This is a genomic window from Candidatus Enterococcus myersii (genome assembly GCF_017316025.1).
In the GTDB taxonomy this organism is placed as follows: domain Bacteria; phylum Bacillota; class Bacilli; order Lactobacillales; family Enterococcaceae; genus Enterococcus_C; species Enterococcus_C montenegrensis.
Map to the genome: position 1 here is coordinate 196,108 of NZ_JAFLVT010000008.1, position 18,030 is coordinate 214,137.

16 protein-coding genes are annotated in these 18,030 nt (G+C 38.1%); 13 read left to right on the forward strand and 3 right to left on the reverse strand.

The features are described from left to right. Positions 1-226 precede the first annotated feature (226 nt). A complete protein-coding gene (locus tag JZO76_RS06305; protein ID WP_206903305.1) occupies positions 227-1,690 on the forward strand; it encodes an aldehyde dehydrogenase family protein in 1,464 nt (487 codons plus the stop codon). 99 nt (positions 1,691-1,789) lie between these two features. On the opposite strand, the gene JZO76_RS06310 is transcribed toward JZO76_RS06305, so the two are convergent. Then, positions 1,790-2,683: a diacylglycerol/lipid kinase family protein gene (locus tag JZO76_RS06310; RefSeq protein ID WP_206903306.1), complete on the reverse strand. Its 894-nt coding sequence runs from the start codon at positions 2,681-2,683 to the stop codon at positions 1,790-1,792. Positions 2,684-2,797: 114 nt separating this feature from the next. After that, positions 2,798-2,992, reverse strand: a complete 195-nt coding sequence (locus tag JZO76_RS06315; protein ID WP_206903307.1) for a hypothetical protein — start codon at positions 2,990-2,992, stop codon at positions 2,798-2,800. A gap of 207 nt (positions 2,993-3,199) precedes the next feature. Here JZO76_RS06315 and JZO76_RS06320 point away from each other — a divergent pair, with 207 nt between their 5' ends. The 5 genes from JZO76_RS06320 (at position 3,200) to JZO76_RS06340 (ending at position 6,364) form a co-directional block, all read left to right on the forward strand. Then, the gene (locus JZO76_RS06320; protein ID WP_206903308.1) at positions 3,200-3,667 is read left to right on the forward strand and encodes a TspO/MBR family protein; all 468 of its coding nucleotides are present in this window, start codon (positions 3,200-3,202) and stop codon (positions 3,665-3,667) included. A 188-nt stretch (positions 3,668-3,855) separates the two neighbouring features. Further along, positions 3,856-4,170: a rhodanese-like domain-containing protein gene (locus tag JZO76_RS06325; protein WP_206903309.1), complete on the forward strand. Its 315-nt coding sequence runs from the start codon at positions 3,856-3,858 to the stop codon at positions 4,168-4,170. Beyond that, positions 4,170-5,822: an FAD-dependent oxidoreductase gene (locus tag JZO76_RS06330; RefSeq protein ID WP_206903310.1), complete on the forward strand. Its 1,653-nt coding sequence runs from the start codon at positions 4,170-4,172 to the stop codon at positions 5,820-5,822. The genes JZO76_RS06325 and JZO76_RS06330 overlap by 1 nt, the downstream gene beginning before the upstream one ends. Further along, entirely contained in the window at positions 5,815-6,117 is a 303-nt protein-coding gene (locus JZO76_RS06335; protein ID WP_206903311.1) for a rhodanese-like domain-containing protein, read from the forward strand. Before JZO76_RS06330 ends, JZO76_RS06335 begins: the two co-directional genes overlap by 8 nt. Then, positions 6,104-6,364, forward strand: a complete 261-nt coding sequence (locus JZO76_RS06340) for a metal-sensitive transcriptional regulator (protein WP_206903312.1) — start codon at positions 6,104-6,106, stop codon at positions 6,362-6,364. The genes JZO76_RS06335 and JZO76_RS06340 overlap by 14 nt, the downstream gene beginning before the upstream one ends. A gap of 188 nt (positions 6,365-6,552) precedes the next feature. On the opposite strand, the gene JZO76_RS06345 is transcribed toward JZO76_RS06340, so the two are convergent. Then, positions 6,553-7,575, reverse strand: a complete 1,023-nt coding sequence (locus JZO76_RS06345) for an LLM class flavin-dependent oxidoreductase (protein ID WP_206903313.1) — start codon at positions 7,573-7,575, stop codon at positions 6,553-6,555. A gap of 535 nt (positions 7,576-8,110) precedes the next feature. Between JZO76_RS06345 and JZO76_RS06350 the strand changes: the two genes are divergently transcribed. The 7 genes from JZO76_RS06350 (at position 8,111) to JZO76_RS06380 (ending at position 18,024) form a co-directional block, all read left to right on the forward strand. After that, positions 8,111-8,884 carry a hypothetical protein gene (locus JZO76_RS06350; RefSeq protein ID WP_206903314.1) on the forward strand — a complete coding sequence of 258 codons (774 nt, stop codon included), beginning with the start codon at positions 8,111-8,113 and terminating at the stop codon, positions 8,882-8,884. A gap of 23 nt (positions 8,885-8,907) precedes the next feature. Then, positions 8,908-10,665 carry a glucosaminidase domain-containing protein gene (locus tag JZO76_RS06355; protein ID WP_206903315.1) on the forward strand — a complete coding sequence of 586 codons (1,758 nt, stop codon included), beginning with the start codon at positions 8,908-8,910 and terminating at the stop codon, positions 10,663-10,665. Between the two features lie 70 nt (positions 10,666-10,735). Beyond that, positions 10,736-14,917, forward strand: coding sequence for a pectate lyase-like adhesive domain-containing protein (locus tag JZO76_RS06360; RefSeq protein WP_206903316.1), 4,182 nt, complete (start codon positions 10,736-10,738; stop codon positions 14,915-14,917). Positions 14,918-14,934: 17 nt separating this feature from the next. Continuing rightward, on the forward strand, positions 14,935-15,294 hold the full coding sequence (locus tag JZO76_RS06365; RefSeq protein ID WP_206903317.1) for an LPXTG cell wall anchor domain-containing protein: 360 nt from the start codon (positions 14,935-14,937) through the stop codon (positions 15,292-15,294). Next, entirely contained in the window at positions 15,291-16,055 is a 765-nt protein-coding gene (locus tag JZO76_RS06370) for a WxL domain-containing protein (protein WP_206903318.1), read from the forward strand. Before JZO76_RS06365 ends, JZO76_RS06370 begins: the two co-directional genes overlap by 4 nt. Positions 16,056-16,074: 19 nt before the next feature. Next, positions 16,075-16,842, forward strand: coding sequence for a WxL domain-containing protein (locus JZO76_RS06375; protein WP_206903319.1), 768 nt, complete (start codon positions 16,075-16,077; stop codon positions 16,840-16,842). Positions 16,843-16,932: 90 nt separating this feature from the next. Then, positions 16,933-18,024 carry a DUF916 and DUF3324 domain-containing protein gene (locus JZO76_RS06380; RefSeq protein ID WP_206903320.1) on the forward strand — a complete coding sequence of 364 codons (1,092 nt, stop codon included), beginning with the start codon at positions 16,933-16,935 and terminating at the stop codon, positions 18,022-18,024. Positions 18,025-18,030 lie beyond the last annotated feature (6 nt).

Genomic DNA, 18,030 nt, shown 5'->3' on the forward strand with positions numbered 1-18,030 from the left:
AAAAAGCGCAAAGCCGCCTTAATAAAATCTTAAAAAATAAAAAAGCACTGCTGAAATTCGGATAGGGCAAGTTTTAGATAAAAGTTATTTCAACTAAAAAAGAAAGCGGATACATATTGTTTGAAGTGTGTTTCCTTTATTCTTTATACTGAAATTAGCGAGGTAAATGTAAAGTGTTACGATTTACCTGACCTTAAGTAAAACAAGTTAAATAGGAGGAGATTCGGTGAAAAAACCTGCAGAATTACTGGATGACAAGTATTTGTTGTACATTGATGGAAATTGGACCCAAGGTGTTAAAGGAGAAACGTTAACTTCTAAAAACCCCAGTGATGGTACTACTTTAGCAACTTTTATTAGCGCAGAAGAAGAAGATGTGGATAATGCGGTAAAAGCTGCAACAGCAGCATTTGCTACTTGGAGTGTGACCAGTGTTGAAGAACGTAGTAAAATTTTGCTAGAAATTGCAGACGTCTTGGAAGCAAATTCAGAAAAATTGGCGTGGATTGAAACTTACGATAACGGGAAACCATTGCGGGAAACTAAAAATGCGGATATTCCGTTGGTTGTCGATCATTTCCGTTATTTTGCCGCACTTGTTCGTTCAGAAGAAGGTACGATCAAAGAGCTAGATGAGCATACACTGACGATGGTTTTAAAAGAACCAATCGGCGTTGTCGGACAAATCGTGCCTTGGAATTTCCCTTTATTAATGGCAGCGTGGAAAATTGCGCCGGCATTGGCTGCAGGAAATACAATTGTCATTCATCCTTCGTCCTCGACACCCCTTAGCTTATTAGAAGCAACAAAATTAATAGGGCCACTGTTGCCAAAAGGGGTATTAAATGTGATTACAGGCAAAGGTTCAGAGTCAGGGAATTATATGTTGACTCATCCTGGTTTTGCCAAAATTGCTTTTACGGGTTCGACTGAAGTAGGCTATCAGGTCGCAAAAGGAGCTGCTAAAAATTTAATTCCAGCTACGCTTGAATTAGGTGGAAAATCAGCCCATATCATTTTCAGTGATGCGAATCAAAAAAGGGCTTTAGAGTTTGCTAAAAATGGTATTTTAACCAATCAAGGCCAAGTTTGTTCTGCTGGGAGCCGTTTATTAGTACAAGCCGATATTTACGATGATTTCATCGCTAAGTTAGCAGAAAGCTTTGAAGCAGTAGAAGTAGGCTTGCCTTGGCAAGAAGATACGGTGATGGGATCACAAATTAATGAAGGACAAGTCGAAACGATTTTAGATTATATTGACATTGGCCAAAAAGAAGGGGCTCGCGTCGTCACAGGTGGAAATCGTTATACGGATGGTCCTTTGTCTCAGGGGGCATTTGTCAAACCAACAATTTTAGCCGATGTTACAAATGATATGCGTGTTGCCCAAGAGGAAATTTTTGGTCCGGTAATTGTAGTGATTAAATTTGAAACGGAAAAAGAAGCCATTGCGATTGCGAATGATTCAGATTACGGGTTAGCTGGGGGCGTCTTTACTGAAAACATCAACAAAGCTTTCCGTGTAGCGAGAGCTGTTCGCACAGGTACGATGTGGGTTAATACCTATGGAGAGCTGCCGGCAGGTACTCCTTTTGGCGGTTATAAAAAATCGGGGATTGGACGAGAAACCTATAAAACAATTCTCGATGCCTACTCTCAAACCAAAAATATTTATATGCATATTGAATAAGTTAGATTTTTAGTTGATAGTGTGAAAAAACGACCTGCTTTCTTTAGTAGAAAGCAGGTCGTTTTTGCCTGTTTTGATTTTTAGCGTAAACTTTTTTGACTAATCTTTTTTTCCAGCTGTGTAAATTGGCAAAAAGCCGTCTAAAAATTCGATTGTTAAAGGTAAAGCCGGTCCCTTATCGCCGTCGATACGACTATAAATGGACTTTTGTTCCAAAGATTTAACAGTAATTTTTTTTGGTTTCAAATAAGTTAAAGTATTATTTTCTTTTTGACGCAAGTTACCAGTCAGTACAAAAAATAGCAACTGAAATAATTTTCCTAGACGCATATTGTGCAAGATACTAACATGAAACGCGTGGGGATTGGAAGCAACGTAATCGATACCTCCAACTAAGTGCGTGGTGGTGAGTAAGAAAATCCAGACTTTCATTTTTTTATCGAAATTTTCGGCTTGAATGTGGACATGATAAGAAGCTTTTTGACTAATCTGCTTTAGACCTTTTAATGGATAAATCAGTAAGCCAAATTTTCGCTTTTCACTTTGACGAACTTGGTTGGAGATATCTGCTAACGTACCGAAAGTCAAGGAGCTAACGATCGCTTTTTGACCGTCTTGGCAAGAACCGATCCCGACATGCTGTAGCTTTTGCGCTAAAATTAAAGAAATTGCCTGATTTAAATCTGTAGGGATTTCCCAACGAGTAGCAAAATTATTGACTGTCCCACCGGGAATAATCCCCAGCGGAATCGTTTTGTTTGCTTGTAAGAAAGCCGTGGCTACTAGGTTTAACGTTCCGTCACCACCAATTGAAATCAGCGCATCGTAATCTGTTAACGAGTTGCGAATTTTTTTGACGGCTTCTTCAGGATTGGGTGCAGTCAAAGCTTCAGATGTATGACCTGCTTTCTTTAATTTTGTGGCAATTTTTTTTGCGGTTGCTTCATTATCGCCACGTCCTGCAGTTGGATTATAAAAAATAGCATAATGCATTGCTATCACCTCTTCTTAAGGGTAACACTTTTTAGCTGGAAATAAGGAATAAAAGCGCCTAAATTTACTTTTTAATCAGCTTATTAAAATTCTAAAGTATTGAAGCCAGCACGCCTATTGGCGAGTTTCTTTCACTTCATTTTTATTTGGGGTGACAAAATCGCATAGGCGTGCTACCGCCAATTCTTTTGTATCTAAGCATTCCACGATGGCCACATTCTGATATTCCTTCACAAAAATAACTTCATGGACACCTTCTAAACCGACTATTTTAGCTTGGCATGTTTTTTTCGCATTCATGTTTGTCATTAGGCAACAGTCCTTCATTTTTAGGTAGAATAACCCATTTAGATAAAATAATCGAATGATTCGTCTTATAAGTGGCAAAATTACGAATTATTTATTTGAAATTTGAGCAGATTGATTTTTTGTCGTGGAAAAAAAGCGTATGATGAATAAAAGTAGCTATTTTAAAGTTAGCTTTTGACTATAAAAAGGAGGCAAGAAAGCGAGAAGATGAAGAGAATTGGACAGTGGTTGTTGTGTGTAATCGGCGTTGAAGCCGTTGGGATTTTATCAGGATTACTTGCGGGGGATATTGCGGCTACCTATGCAAAATTGGACACACCTCCGTTTTCACCACCGGGAAATATTATTGGAATTATTTGGACAGTTTTGTATGGCCTAATTGGAACGGCGCTATTTTTCATTTTAGAGGCGAAGACAAGTAAGAAAGTGAAAAATCGCGCCTTATTTTTATTTTTCCTACAGCTACTATTAAACTTTATTTGGAGTATTGTGTTCTTTGGCGCAACGAATTTTTGGGTGGGCGTAGTCATTGTTTTATTGCTATTAGCAGTAGTTTTGGCTTGCATCATTTACTTTTATACAATTCAAAAGCTGGCGACGTTTTTATTTACCCCTTATTTTATCTGGTGTGTGTATGCCGCATACTTGGCTATCGGCTTGGCTATCAAAAATTAAAAAAAGCGAGGAGAAAACTACTGGATTTAGCAGTAGTTTTTTTTGTTCGTAAACTTTCAGTATACCTACTATGGGTATACTGAAAGTTCGTTGGAGTGTTATTTTCCTAAGAAAATCTGGCACTTGGTTTGACAAAGAGCCTTTTCTACTATTAAATATACCTATTAGGGTATATAAGGAGCGAAGCGATGTTTTCTTTTTTTTCAAAGATAAAAAATATTACAACAATAGAGTTAGCAACAAAATTAGCCGATAACATTGTATTGTTAGATGTTCGGACGCCTTTTGAATACCGGCAGGGGCATATTGCAAAAGCAAAAAATGTTCCGCTAAATAAAATTGCGGCCTACAAAGAAAAAACAGACCAAAGAATTTACGTGATCTGTCAGTCGGGCATGCGTAGTAAACAAGCAGCAAAACAATTAAAACAAAAAGGCTATGACGTAATCAATGTTAAAGGCGGCATGAATCAGTGGTCTGGTAAAGTTAGAGGAGGAAAATAATGAAGGTAATTATTGTAGGGGGAGTTGCTGGTGGTATGTCAGCAGCAACAAGACTTCGCCGCTTGGATGAAACAGCAGAAATTATTATTTTGGAAAAAGGCCCCTTTGTGTCTTTTGCCAACTGTGGCCTGCCCTATTATGTTTCAGGTGAAATAACAGAAAGAGAAGCGTTGCTTGTGCAAACGCCCGAAAGCCTGAAATCACGCTTTAATCTGGATGTTCGCCCATTTAATGAAGCAATAGCAGTCGATGCCGTAAAAAAAGAAGTAACAATTCAAAGTCAAAATGAAATCTATCGTGAAAATTATGACGTTTTAGTTTTATCGCCGGGGGCAAAACCCTTCATCCCACCAATTACAGGACTGAAGGAGGCAAAAAATACATTCACACTCCGCAATGTACCAGATTTGGACAAAATTATGCAGGCGTTAACACCTGACGTAAAACGGGCAACGGTTATTGGTGCAGGTTTTATCGGTTTGGAGATGGCGGAAAATCTACAAAAAGCCGGATTAGCAGTGACAATTGTGGAAAAGGCACCACATGTTTTGCCACCATTCGATCAAGAGATGGCAAGTTTTATTCAAAAAGAATTGGTGGAAAATGGGGTTAAAGTGATTACGGGTCAATCAGCAGTAGCATTCCAACAAGCCGGAGAAAAAATTATTCTTGAAGATGGCAGTAGTTTGACAACTGACATCACAATTTTATCTGTGGGGGTTCAACCAGATACGACGCTGGCTAAAGAAGCCGGCATTCAATTAGGTATGAAAGGTGGCATTATTGTTGATGAAAATTATCAAACGAATTTAGCGGGAATTTTTGCAGTGGGAGATGCCGTTGTGACAAAACAACAAATCACCCACGCAGATACGTTAATTTCGTTGGCCTCACCGGCTAATCGGCAAGGGCGCCAAGTTGCCGATGTAATTTTTGGTTTGCCTCGCAAAAACAAAGGAAGTATTGGAACCGCAATTGTCCGCGTCTTTCATTTAAGTGCGGCAGCAACTGGACTTAGTGAAACAGGCACCCTACAAGCAGGATTAGATTATGAGGTTATTCATATTAGCGGGAAAGATCATGCCGGCTATTATCCTGATGCGACTGAATTAACTTTGAAATTAATTTTTAATCCTAAAACGGGCGCTATTTACGGGGCTCAAGGTGTGGGAGCCAAAGGTGTCGACAAACGCATCGATATTTTGGCGACGGCAATTAAAGGCGGGCAGACTATTTTTGACTTACCAGAATTAGAGTTCACCTATGCGCCACCTTTTGGCTCGGCCAAAGATCCAGTCAACATGTTGGGTTATAGTGCTTTGAACATCCTAGAAGGCTTCAGTCAAAATATTCAATGGCATGAACTTGCTGAGGAAATGAAAAAAGGCAAGCTATTATTAGATGTCCGGAATAAAGCAGAATTAACTAAAAATGGAAAGTTTTCACAAGCTGTGAATATTCCTTTAGATACATTACGGGATAATTTAGCACAACTGGATAAAGAAAAAGCCTACATTGTAACGTGTCACAGTGGGTTACGCAGCTATATCGCCGAGCGAATTTTAAAGCAAAATGGCTTTGATGTGGTAAATTTAGATGGCGCTTTTGCTTTGTATAAAATGGTCAAACCAGAGGAGATTGAATATGAATAAAACAATTACAAATGATGAATTTGCTAAATTATGGCAAAATGTAGCTCTTGTGGATGTGCGAGAAGACGATGAATTTGTCGCCGGACATATCCCTGGCGCCCAAAATATTCCGTTAAGCCAATTAGAAAGCCGCTTTAAAGAATTAGACAAAGACACCCATTATTATGTTATCTGTCATTCTGGCAGACGTTCGGGACTAGCATGCGATTTTTTAAGTCAAAAAGGCTATCATGTGACGAATGTTTTAGGCGGAATGGTGGAATGGAGAGGGGAAATAACCGATGGCCACATGTGATAAAAACATATTAAATCGTTTAAAGCGCACGGAAGGTCAAATTCGCGGCATTCAAAAGATGATTGAAGATGAAAAAGAATGTGTGGATGTGATTACCCAATTAAGTGCTGTCCGTTCTAGTATTGACCGCGTCATGGGCATTATCGTGGCAGAAAACCTAAAAAATTGTTTGGAAAACCCAACAACGAATGCAACAATTCAGCAACAAAAAATTGATCAGGCCATTCAAATGATTATTAAAAAATAAAAAAAAGCGACGAACCTACCACTGTATGAAGATTGCCTTCAATAAATACAGCTTGTAGATTCGTCGCTTTTTAAATGAGCTTTTAGAAATACTAGGTCCCACTAGGCCTGACTATAAAAGTACGAAGAAAACCTTTCGAGTAGTCTAGTTTTTAAAACTTTCCGAGCGTTCTAGTTTTAAATCTTTTCTTAACGCCAGCCTAATTCTGGGGCCACATCTTTAATGATTGTTTCCAAAATATGCATGTTATATTCAACGCCTAGCGTATTTGGAATCGTGATTAGGACAGTATCGGCTTCTTTGATTGCTTCGTCTTCAGCTAATTCTTTTACTAATTTGTCTGGTTCACCAGCAAATGTCCGACCAAAAATGGTTGGATTGCGGTGGTAAGCCAAATAGCCAACGGAGTCTTGTTGCGGTTGTCCGTCTTGGCCGAATAATTGACGATCCAAGTCCGTTGTAATTGGTTGGATTGAGCGAGTAACGAGGGTACGTGGTTCAAAATCGTGACCAGCTTCTTTCCAAGCTTGTTTAAATGCACGTAATTGATTAGCTTGTTGTACATGGAAAGGCTCGTTACTTTCATAATTTACCAAAGTAGAAGATTGCAAGTTCATTCCGTGTTTCGCTGCCCAAATCGCAGTTTCTTTTGAACCAGCACCCCACCAAATACGTTGACGCAAACCTTCTGAATAAGGTTCAATCCGCAATTTACCAGGTCCTTGTGGGAACATCGGTTGAGGATTTGGTTCGGCAAAATAATTGCCCTCTAATAAATCAAGAAATTCTAATGTCCGTTCCCGCGTAATTTCTTTAATTTCATCTTCGCTATAGTCATAGCCAAAATATTTCCAACCATCTAAAACTTGTTCTGGTGAACCACGGCCCACGCCAAGTTGCACGCGTCCTTGGGTAATAATATCTGTTAAGCCAGCATTTTCAGCCATCATATACGGATTTTCATACCGCATATCAATTAGACCGGTTCCAATTTCAATCTTGCTTGTTTTAGCACCAATTGCTGAAAGAAGTGGAAATGGTGAACCAATTTGAGGTGCAAAGTGATGAACGCGATAGTATGCACCGTCAATGCCGATTTTTTCGGCTTCAACAGCTAATTCAATCGATTGCAAATAAGCATCTTTAGCGGTCTTAACCAATGACCCCCGGTCCATCCAATGACCAAAACTCAAAAAACCAATTTTTTTCATGATGGATATCCTCCTTTATTTCTTTTATCAGCATAACCTTGCTGATAAATTACCATGAGTTTACTACGATTTTTTTTAAAAGACGAATAATTGTGCCGGAAAGAAAAATATTGCGAATATTGATCGAATTTCATATTTATTTTTTTAGAAAATGCAACATTGAGTGTAGTAATGTTTACGCAAAAAATAGTTTTTCCAATCAATCTTTTTTTTATCTTTGTCGGAAAGATTTGATTGGAGACTATAGCGCAATAGTCCCCGATATATTTTGCGAGTTTAAATAAAAGCAGGAATTAAAGCGATGTTTTTTATAAAATTATCATTTTTTTTTGTAAATCTATGAATTTTTGAAAAAAAGGAGGGTCTGTTTTTTTTATTTTATTAATTTATTTTATTAATTTTGAGAAATGGGTTTCAAGAATTTTTATATACTAAAAATGTGGCCTAAAAAAATTAGGTGTGGGTAAAACTGGCTTAGGTCGTTGGTTTTACTAAATAAACAGACGGAATATAAAAAGGAAGAGGGGGAACGAACATGTTTGGTAAGAAGAAAAAGGATGATTTGCTGGCTGAATTGGAGGAATTAGGATTTCAGAGTGACGGTGATGACGAAGTGGTTTCAGAATTAGAAGCAAAGAATACTGCACTCAGCAAAGAAATAGAAGCGTTGAAAGTAAAAAACGAAATGATTGAAAAAGAAAAGTTGACTTTAACAAATGAAAAAGAAAAATTACAAACTACTATTGAGAATATGGAGAACGAGTTAGCTTCTGTTCAGGCAATCCCAGCTGATTATGATGGACGTGTGGCAGAAGTGGAGCGATTAAACCAAAAGATTGAAACACTTAAGGCGGAGAATAAACAGTTAACAAACAATTTAGAATTTGCGAGTAACCGCGCAATGGAACTAACGCAACGTTTGGAAAGTCACGAACTTAAAGCCAGTAGTGAAGATAAAATTGATCCAATAGAGTTAACTGAATTGCAAGTGAAATATCAAAAAGTTCAAGAAGATTACCAACGAGTAAAAGAAGAGTTAATTTCGTCAAAATCCAATTCAGTACAGGATGAGTTAGAACTTACAAAAAATGAATTAGCAGACGTTTTAATAGAAGCAAAGTCTAAAGCTAAGGAAATTGTGCGAAAGGCTGAATTTGATGCTCATGACATAAAAATGAAGTCCGAAGAAGAATTAGATGAACTAAAGCAAGGTTGTATTCGTTATCAAAATTATATTGAAAAAATGCGGGATGAATCAATCGTATTGTTGGATCAATTGCTACAACAATCACAGCGCGCAACAAAATAATAAACAAAGTGAGGGGGATATCCATGAAAAAAACATTCGCACTTTTAACAGGTACATTTTTTGCTGTTTCTTCTTTTACAACGTTCTTTGCAGAGCAGACAAAAGCTAAAAATCTTGATGAAGATTTTAGTAGTCAAGATGAGAAGGGTGAAAACGATAAAATGGAAATTCCCCTCGTAAGTAGTGAAGCGTTAGATAAAATAGATGAAACAAAAGAATTAGATGAAGCAGAAAAAGAGGATGAAACGGCTGAAGTGAAAGAGGATCAGGATTCTTCTGACGCAATGGAAGAATCTCAAGAGGAAACAAACGAGTCGACAACGGAATCCGAAGAACCCGAAGAATCCGCTTCATCTGAAACTACAAGTGTTACAACGGAACAGTCGTCTGAAACAAGCAATGAAGGTGATAAAACAACATCTGATTCCAATTTTAATACAAATTCACCCCAAGTTAGTTCACCAACTGCCATTGAAAAAAATAGCCCGGTATCTGCTACGAAACAAAGTGAGGGTTCAATCGCAAAGAAAACGACTAAAGTAACGAGTCCCAAAAGTAAAAAAGTTGGTGCTTATCCATCATCTAAAAAACAGGCTTCCTTCATACCTACAAAAGTTACAAACAAGTCAAGTGGAATCAACGGTAACGAGTACATCGGTGAAAATAGTTACACTTTTTCACCCAATTTCACAACGCAACGCTTTGTTCAGGTTATTGGGGAAGACGCTAGGCGACTAGGGCAAAAGCACGGATTATACGCATCGGTGATGATTGCGCAAGCAATTTTAGAAAGTGCGTCAGGTAATAGTTCGCTTGCAAGCCCGCCTAATTATAATTTATTTGGTATTAAGGGAAGCTATCATGGGACAAGTGTTAATTTTGCAACGCAAGAAGATGACGGAAGTGGCAATCATTTTACTATTCGAGCAAATTTTAGAAAGTACCCTTCATACAAAGAGTCATTGGAAGATTACGTTCATCTGATTCGGGGGGGATTGCCTTATAATCATGGCTTTTACAGTGGTGTGTGGAAAAGTAATACACAAACATATCAAGATGCCACTCGATTTTTAATGGGGCGCTACGCAACCGATACTAGTTATGCTGCAAAGCTGAATGGTTTGATTAAAGCCTACAATTTGACCATTTATGATACACCCAATGGAAAAATTGAAAATATTGCTTCTACTATTATTTTAAGTGAAAAAAATGAGGTAGCAGATGTTAGAAATAGAAATACTACACCAACCAAAATACAAAGGAAACAAAAAGAAACAAGAAAAATAGAAAACAAAGCAACTGTGTATCACGAGGTTCAAGTGGGTGAATCATTGATTTCAATCTGTCGCTTGTATCAAGTTCCGCTTAATCAAATTGTTTCACACAATGATTTAAGCAGTTACCTTATAACAGTGGGACAAGTACTAGATATTGGTAAAACAATTCGGCTGAAAGAAGAAGAGAAATTAGATTATGCAACAGGATATTTTGATATGAACCTTGAGCATTTTAGTAAGCCAGCAGGAAAAGATCTGTTTTTGAGATTGAACACACCCTTTTTCAAAAATTATTCCGTCAAGGCCTACAGAGAACGTCCTGCTGGTTTTTATAGTGTTCAACGTGGTGATACGTTAGCTAAGATATCAAAACGTTTTGGGATATCGGTTCAGTCGCTACGAAGATGGAATAATTTAAATAGCTATTTAATCTACGAAGGACAACAACTGCGGTTAACACCTTGGTTGAATGATCCGCTTAGCCAAGGTTTCATCACTATTTAGTGATTGAAAATAACGCCCATTGCCTTTCTCCAATGAGCAGAAATTAGTATAGAAAGGAGTTGAGAATTGAATGAAAATAGAGAAAAAATTGTTTGTTGCAATAGTAATGATTGTTGGGTTGTTAGTGGTAGGCAATTCTGTGAGTTGGTTACACCCGTTGTTTGCACAAGAAAAGCAAACAGTGACTACTTTTGAAAGTTCTAGCATGTTAAGTTCGCCAATTGAAGAAACGTTAAAAGCTACCAGTGAAACAACAGAAACTAGTGGAAATATAATAGAAGGTTCTGAAAACTCGGATAATCTTACTAATGAAGATGAAAAATCTTTGCAAACAGATAACGCTATTCAGCCATTGAATATTGGCGTTCAAGCTGACGAAGTGGTTGCTGAAGTCACAAACTGGGCAGAATTAGTTAAAGCATTTGGTACAGTTACTGTGGATCGTATCGTTGTTAAAAATGACTTTGCTATCCCAACTGATTTACGGGAAGGGTTTGCATCTACTGCAGAAGCTAATACCTATATTGGACGAGATTATTCAACTTCAAGCGGAGGAGCAACCTATCCCAGGATGCAGCCCGCTGGTATAGCCAGAAAGCTAGTTGTCGATTTGAATGGTAGCACTATCGATTTTGGTGGTGTATGTATTATTTTTCGTGATGCAAATATAACCGGAGCCGGTAGTAGAGGAAATTGGGATATTACTTGGCAAAATGGAACTATTTATCATGGAAACTTCTATGGCTTTACGACATTGAATGATTTGAGTAACAATATTCAACAAAATTGTAAAATCACGTACAAAGATTTGACGAATATTGGAAATCAAATGATTCATTCTCCTTATACGGATGTTGAGATTCAAGGCCAAGTTTCTACTAAACAAGAAAGTCCATTTACCTCAGGCCTTAGAACAGATGCAGATGGAAACGTTATTTCATGGGAAAATAATGCAACCAATCAGTATAACATGCTTATTACCAATTTACATGTTGCTGAAGATGCTGTTTTTGAGATGAGTACTTTACAGGCTGGTAATGTTCGTTTAGAAAACAATGGTTCCCTGACCATGGGGAAAAACTCAAAAATGGAAATTGTTGCTTCTCAAGTAGGCGGAGCAGATGAGTATCAAGGTGTAGCGCTTGACTTACAAGGAAGTATCATCATGGATGAGGGGGCAAAGCTAGATATTGTTCCTAGGAAAAATGATAGTGCTATAACGTTACGGAATTCGGGAAATACTGTGCAAATCGGTAAAGATGCAGTTTTGTCGGTGAGATCTGACGGACACACAAGTAATGGTGATGGAACCACAACCAATATTATTAGGCTTCAAACAGGTGCGAAGCTGACTGTGGATGAAGGCGGTACTCTTGATGTTCAAGCTGTAAATATGGCCAATTCAAGTTCTAATATCATCTATGTAAATGGGACAGGAACCTTCGAGGTGAAAAAGAAAGGGATATTTAATGTTGTAAGTGATAGTACCAATAATTCTCAAAGCTTACTTTATTTTTCAAACAATAGTTCTACGTTCCGGTTCGCAGATGCGCAACGAGTAAACTTGCAAAGAACAGGGACAATTGGGAGTGGAAGTAACGGATTAATAAATATTGGCGGCAATGGCGGAATACTGGGTGTTGATATCCAGAAAGTGAGCCGTTGGAACCAAGGAAATTTAACTGATACTCCTACAAAGGTTTGGACACCAATGTATGGCATGGAAATCTCTTATAATAGTCTAGTTTCAACTGTTAAAGAAGCAACCTCCCTCACTGTAGATGCAGCAAATACGTTCAAGAGTGAGTTTAAAACAGATAGCACCCAACGTGTTTTGTTTGAATACATTCCTGACGTAAACGTTAGCATCAACAGTGTAGCAACCGATAATGTCAATGATGATTCCTCTTATGTTATTCGAGGAAATACCAATCCGGGTGCGTATGTTCGTATTAAGGATGTGCCAGTTAACAATACAGTTGAGGCGGCGATGGATCCGGCTGATAACGCAATTGCAAGTCCAGCTGAAATGGCGTCACCTAATCCAGGTGATCCTGATTTCACCAGTAACTTCACTTTACAAGCAGATCCTGTAACAGGTAATTTTGAGTACACCATCCCTAATGGTAAAAAGTTAGTGGCTGAAGGAAAGGTAAAAGTATTGGCTTTCTTAGAAGGTAAGTATGATGAGGCAGAGCAAACAATCTTAGATGCGACTGCACCAACTGCTGATCCGAAGCCTTACATTATTAGTGTCGGTGATGCTGCACCTAATCCAAGGGCCTTAGTAGAGAATGTTCAGGATACCAATCCATTAGAACAAACCTTTACTTACGCTTATGCTAAGCCAGATGAAGTAAATGCATTATTAAATACTCCTTCAAAAGAAGGACATAACGTAGATATCATTGTATCTGATAATGCTAAAAATGGAGCTACGATTGCTTCTAAACTAATTATCTGGGATCTTGGCGAAGAGCTAAAAGGTGAGGATTTTAGTGTTAAATCCAATGATGTTGCTGGTAAAACAGATGATGAATTGAAAGAACTCGTTCGTGATCACGGCAAGTTGTCCGCCTTCAAATTATTTGAGGGGGCTAATAACGATTTAACCAAGCGAATCGAGATCACAGATTTAGGTGGTCTTAAACAAACGCCTGGTGACTATACGGTGACACTTAGCGTTGCTGCTGATCCAAGTATTGGGTTAGATGCACCATTATCTGCGACACTCGTGGTAACCGTTAGCGATGATGTTCCACCAACTGGAACGGGCAAGCCAACACTAGTACCACTTAATAAGCCAGAATATATTACTGGGGCAGATTTAAAAACCTTCTTATCTGAGTACAGCGATAATGTTTCGGCTAACGAAGATATTACGGCTGCCTTAGTTGATCCTGATGGTATTGCAGATTTAGTTGCAACAGTTGGCGAGAAAACGATACAGATTACTTTAACAGATGAAGCGGGGAATACAAGTGAGCCAATTGATGTTCCAATTCATGTCGTTAAAGGAGAAGTGAGCGGTGATGTCGCAATAACAGGACAAGATTTTCGTATAGATCGAAGTGAATGGGAAGAGGCTGACGCTAACAATACCTTGAAAGATTTCATCCTAAATAAAGGAGAAGTTCAAGCTTTGGAAATGATTGGCGGCGTAGTTACTCCAGTTACTGATTTCGATAAAATTAGTATCGATGATACAAACGTTACTGTTGATAGCGGTCATGAAGAACAACCGATGGAGATTATTTTAACAATTGATAATGGCAAAGATCATATTTCTCAAACTATTAAAGTTACTTTTAATGATAAAACTGCACCAACAGCTGATCCAAAACCAACGGATATCAACATTGGTAATGTAGCTGCCATACGGGATAGTGATCCGAATGTTTTTCTTAGTAATATTAAGGACAATGTCAGTACTGAAGATAAGATCAAAGTAAGCTATACTGCAGGGCAAGATTTTGCTGTGATGGTTGAAACTCCTGGTAAGAAAGATTTAAAGATTGATATTGAAGATGAGGCAGGTAATAAAGCAACGATTAATGTTGAAATCAATGTCTTTGATAATAGTCTTACCATTCGTTTTGTAGACAGCAAGGATAAAGATATTGTGACAGCAGTTGTGATAAGTGACAAGATTCCTGGAAATAAAGTAGACCTAACACAAAATCAAGATGTTCTTAGGGCCTTAAAAGATGCAGAAGATTTGAATTATCAGCTTTTAACAAGGCCAGACGATGAAACAGAAGTGGAAGTTACTTCAACTGGAAAAATTGTGAAATACGAATTTGATGGTACGTTGTTTATTTCATCTTATCCAGAGGTACTGGATTTTAAAACACATGAAGTCTGGTTTTCTAATATACGTGTGGATAAGCCACAATATCAAAATCCATTAGTGATTTGGGATAATCGCGGGACAAAAGCAAACTGGACCTTAACAGCTACTTTAACCAAAGATTTTACGCTTAAAAATGGCGATAAGGCAGATCCTAACTTTGTTTTAACAGATGTATTAAGTTATCAATTAACCGATGAAGAAACAAGTGCAGTACTATTGCATGATCAAGCCGAGCCTGTTTTTACAGCGAAGCATACCGAGGAGCAGGCAGAGTATAACATCAGCGATACATGGACTGAAGACGGGGCAGGGTTGAAATTTGAAACACCTGTTTCTAAAGTGAAAAAGCTGGGAGAATATCAAGCTGAAATTCTTTGGACATTAGGGGACGCAAGGTAGAAAGGACGTGAGAAAAAATGAAACGAAGATTTTTTAGTCTTAAACAAAATGTAACAACTGTCGTTATTTTTCTTGCGTTTTTCGCATCCTTTAGTGTAGCGAATGCTGAAGAACAAGGTCAGAAATCTCAAAGTGTCACAACAGAAGGCGTAATTATCTTTGAGGAAGGAACCGATGAAGTACAAGATTCCACAGGACAATCTCAAAGCATTACACCCGTGGTAAAACCAACTGGTACACCAAAACCAGTTGGTAAAAGTTATCCTGCGACAGGTGAAATAGTGAAAAAGAGCTTAATGTATCTAGGCATTGGATTAATCGCTTTATTCTTCTTGTTATTCTGGAAAAAACGTAAAAAGGAGGAGGACAAAGTATGAAAAGAATCATTTTACTGTCTTCACTACTTTTATTCACGCTTCCAGTTACAGCACAAGCGCAAAGCGATGGAATAGGTACAGGAAAAATAGAGTTCACAGACAAGCAACAAGTAGCAGATCCAGAAAATCCAACCATACCGATAAAGCCGGAAAATCCTATTCCACCTAATTCCAATCCCTTGCGTTTAGATTATGTTCCAAGTTTAAATTTTGCAACGCAAAAAAGTGATGGAAAAGATCAAATGTATGCCGCAAATGCCATGATGTTTGAAGATGAGACGACACCTCGGGCGCAATTCATTCAAGTGACTGACAGAAGGGGAACAAATGCTGGTTGGACTGTAAGCGTGAGACAAGAAAAGCAATTTGCAACAGATGAAAAAGTTGAATTGGATGGTGCGATGCTTTCTTTTGATTACTCTTGGGCAAATGGCTCTGATGAAAGTCGAACGCCAATTGTAAAAAAAGACATTATTGAAATGAAAATTGGTGAAACACAAGAAATAGCGAACGCTAAAAAAGGTACGGGGGATGGAACTTGGTTTATCTCGTTTGGCGCTTCCCAGCATAACTCAGCTGGTGTGGCGAATACTTTGGAACCAAGAAGAGATAGCAACAACCAGGTGACTATTGATACTAGATATAATAAACCGTTATTTTTTAACTCCGCTGTTCAATTATCGGTACCTGGAAGAACTAAAAAAGTTATAGGTAAGCCTTACAAAACGGAACTGACTTGGATTTTATCTGAGTTACCATAAAAAATTGGAGGAAAAGAAGATGAAAAACATTACAAAATTAACTACAGCAGCATTATTGGGAACAATGGCATTAGGCGTGGTAGCTCCAGCAGCACATGCAGCAACAGATGTAGTCGGGAAAGGACATATTGAATTTAAACAAGAGAAACCGAAAAATCCAGATCCAACACCAGGGGGGGAAGATGGTCCAGAAATTACGGAACCAACACCTAATCCAGATCCCAACCCATTGAAAATCGTTTCTGTAACAGAAATGGATTTTGATAATAATGAAGTGCCAGTGGGAAATGCTGAACAAACTTATGGAGCATTACCATTTGAAGCGACTCCTGCAGATGGAAGTGAAAAATTTAATACAGCGCACTTTGTTCGATATATGGATGTTCGTGCCGATGGTCCTGAAAATCATCATACAGTTAGCGCACAGTTGACAAAACAATTTACGCATACCACCAATGTTACTAGCACACTTGAATCAGCAACATTAACGTATAAAAATATTACTTTAGAGGCAGGAAATGGTACGGCTGATGTGAATACACCAGTTAGTGCGGTTGTAGCGCCTGAAGCGATAGTTGAAGAGGACAAGCAAACTCTAGTGATTTCAAATACTGAACCTGGTAAAGGCCGGGGTGTCTTCGATATTATTTTTGATAAAAAAGCTGATAAATCAAAATACACCAAAGAAGAATATAAGGGCGTCACGTTAGTTGTACCGGCAGCGGTTAATATGCTAACAGGAGTCTATACTGGTGAAGTTACGTGGACAATTGCTGACGCACGATAATTAAGAAACATAGTTTGATCTATCAGACGACTGCTTTGTGTGGTCAGTATGAAAGCAGTCGTCTGATTAATGACTAAAGGGGTGTGTACCATGAATAAAAAGGCCTGGGTGGGAATAATCTTAGTCTACATAATGGGATTATTTCTTGGAAATACAATAGTTAGCTATGCAGCAGATAGTGCTGAGGCTCAAGGTGGTTTTTCATATGAGGTTGTTCGACCGGAAAATCAAATTGATAAAGGTGTCGGCTACTTTGATTTGAAAATGGAGCCGGAACAAAAACAGACTGTCAAAATAAAACTGCATAATACTGGAGATAAAGAAATTACTATTTTAGTGGGTGCTTATGGAGGAAAGACTAATAGTAGTGGTGTAATCGAGTACAGCAACAATACTATTGAAAATGACAAGTCGTTGAAGTATCCTTTTGAATCCGTCGTAAAAGTACCCAAAGAAGTTAAGTTAGCTGCAAATTCTTCACAAGATTTAAATATTGACATTACTATGCCAAAATCTGAATTTGATGGTTACATTGCTGGAGGTATTTTACTACAGGAAAAAGATGCAGAAGGTACAAAATCACAAAGTCAACAAGGAATGGTTGTTAACAAGTTTGCCTATCTAACTGGGATGCTATTGAGTGAAAAAAATCCAAATACAAATAAAGAAGAAATGAAATTAAATCGCGTTTATGCGACGTCAAAAAATCATCGTAATGTAATTAGTATAAATTATTCAAATATCCAGCCGATTTTTGTAGATGATATGACGACAGATGTTCAAATCATGAAGGGAGATTCAAATGAAGTCGTATATGACGCTAAAAAATCACAAATGCGGATGGCGCCAAATACGATGATTGATTTTCCTGTTAGCTTGGAAGGCTCGGAGATGATACCTGGGGATTATCGTGCTAAAATATTAGTAACGACAGAAAAAGGCGGACGCTGGGAGTGGGAACAAAAATTTACCATTACGGATGAAGAAGCAGATAAATATAATGCACGGGATTTGACTTTGGTTCAAGATCCAGGCCTTAATTGGCGGCTGATAGCAATGATTGTCGGTGGTTTACTAGTATTACTACTTATCATCTATTTCATTGTTCGCAAAATTAACAAAGAGCGTGAAAAGAAGAAATTAATCGAGCGAAAGCTAGCTGCAAAAAATAAAAAAAGATAGGAGCGA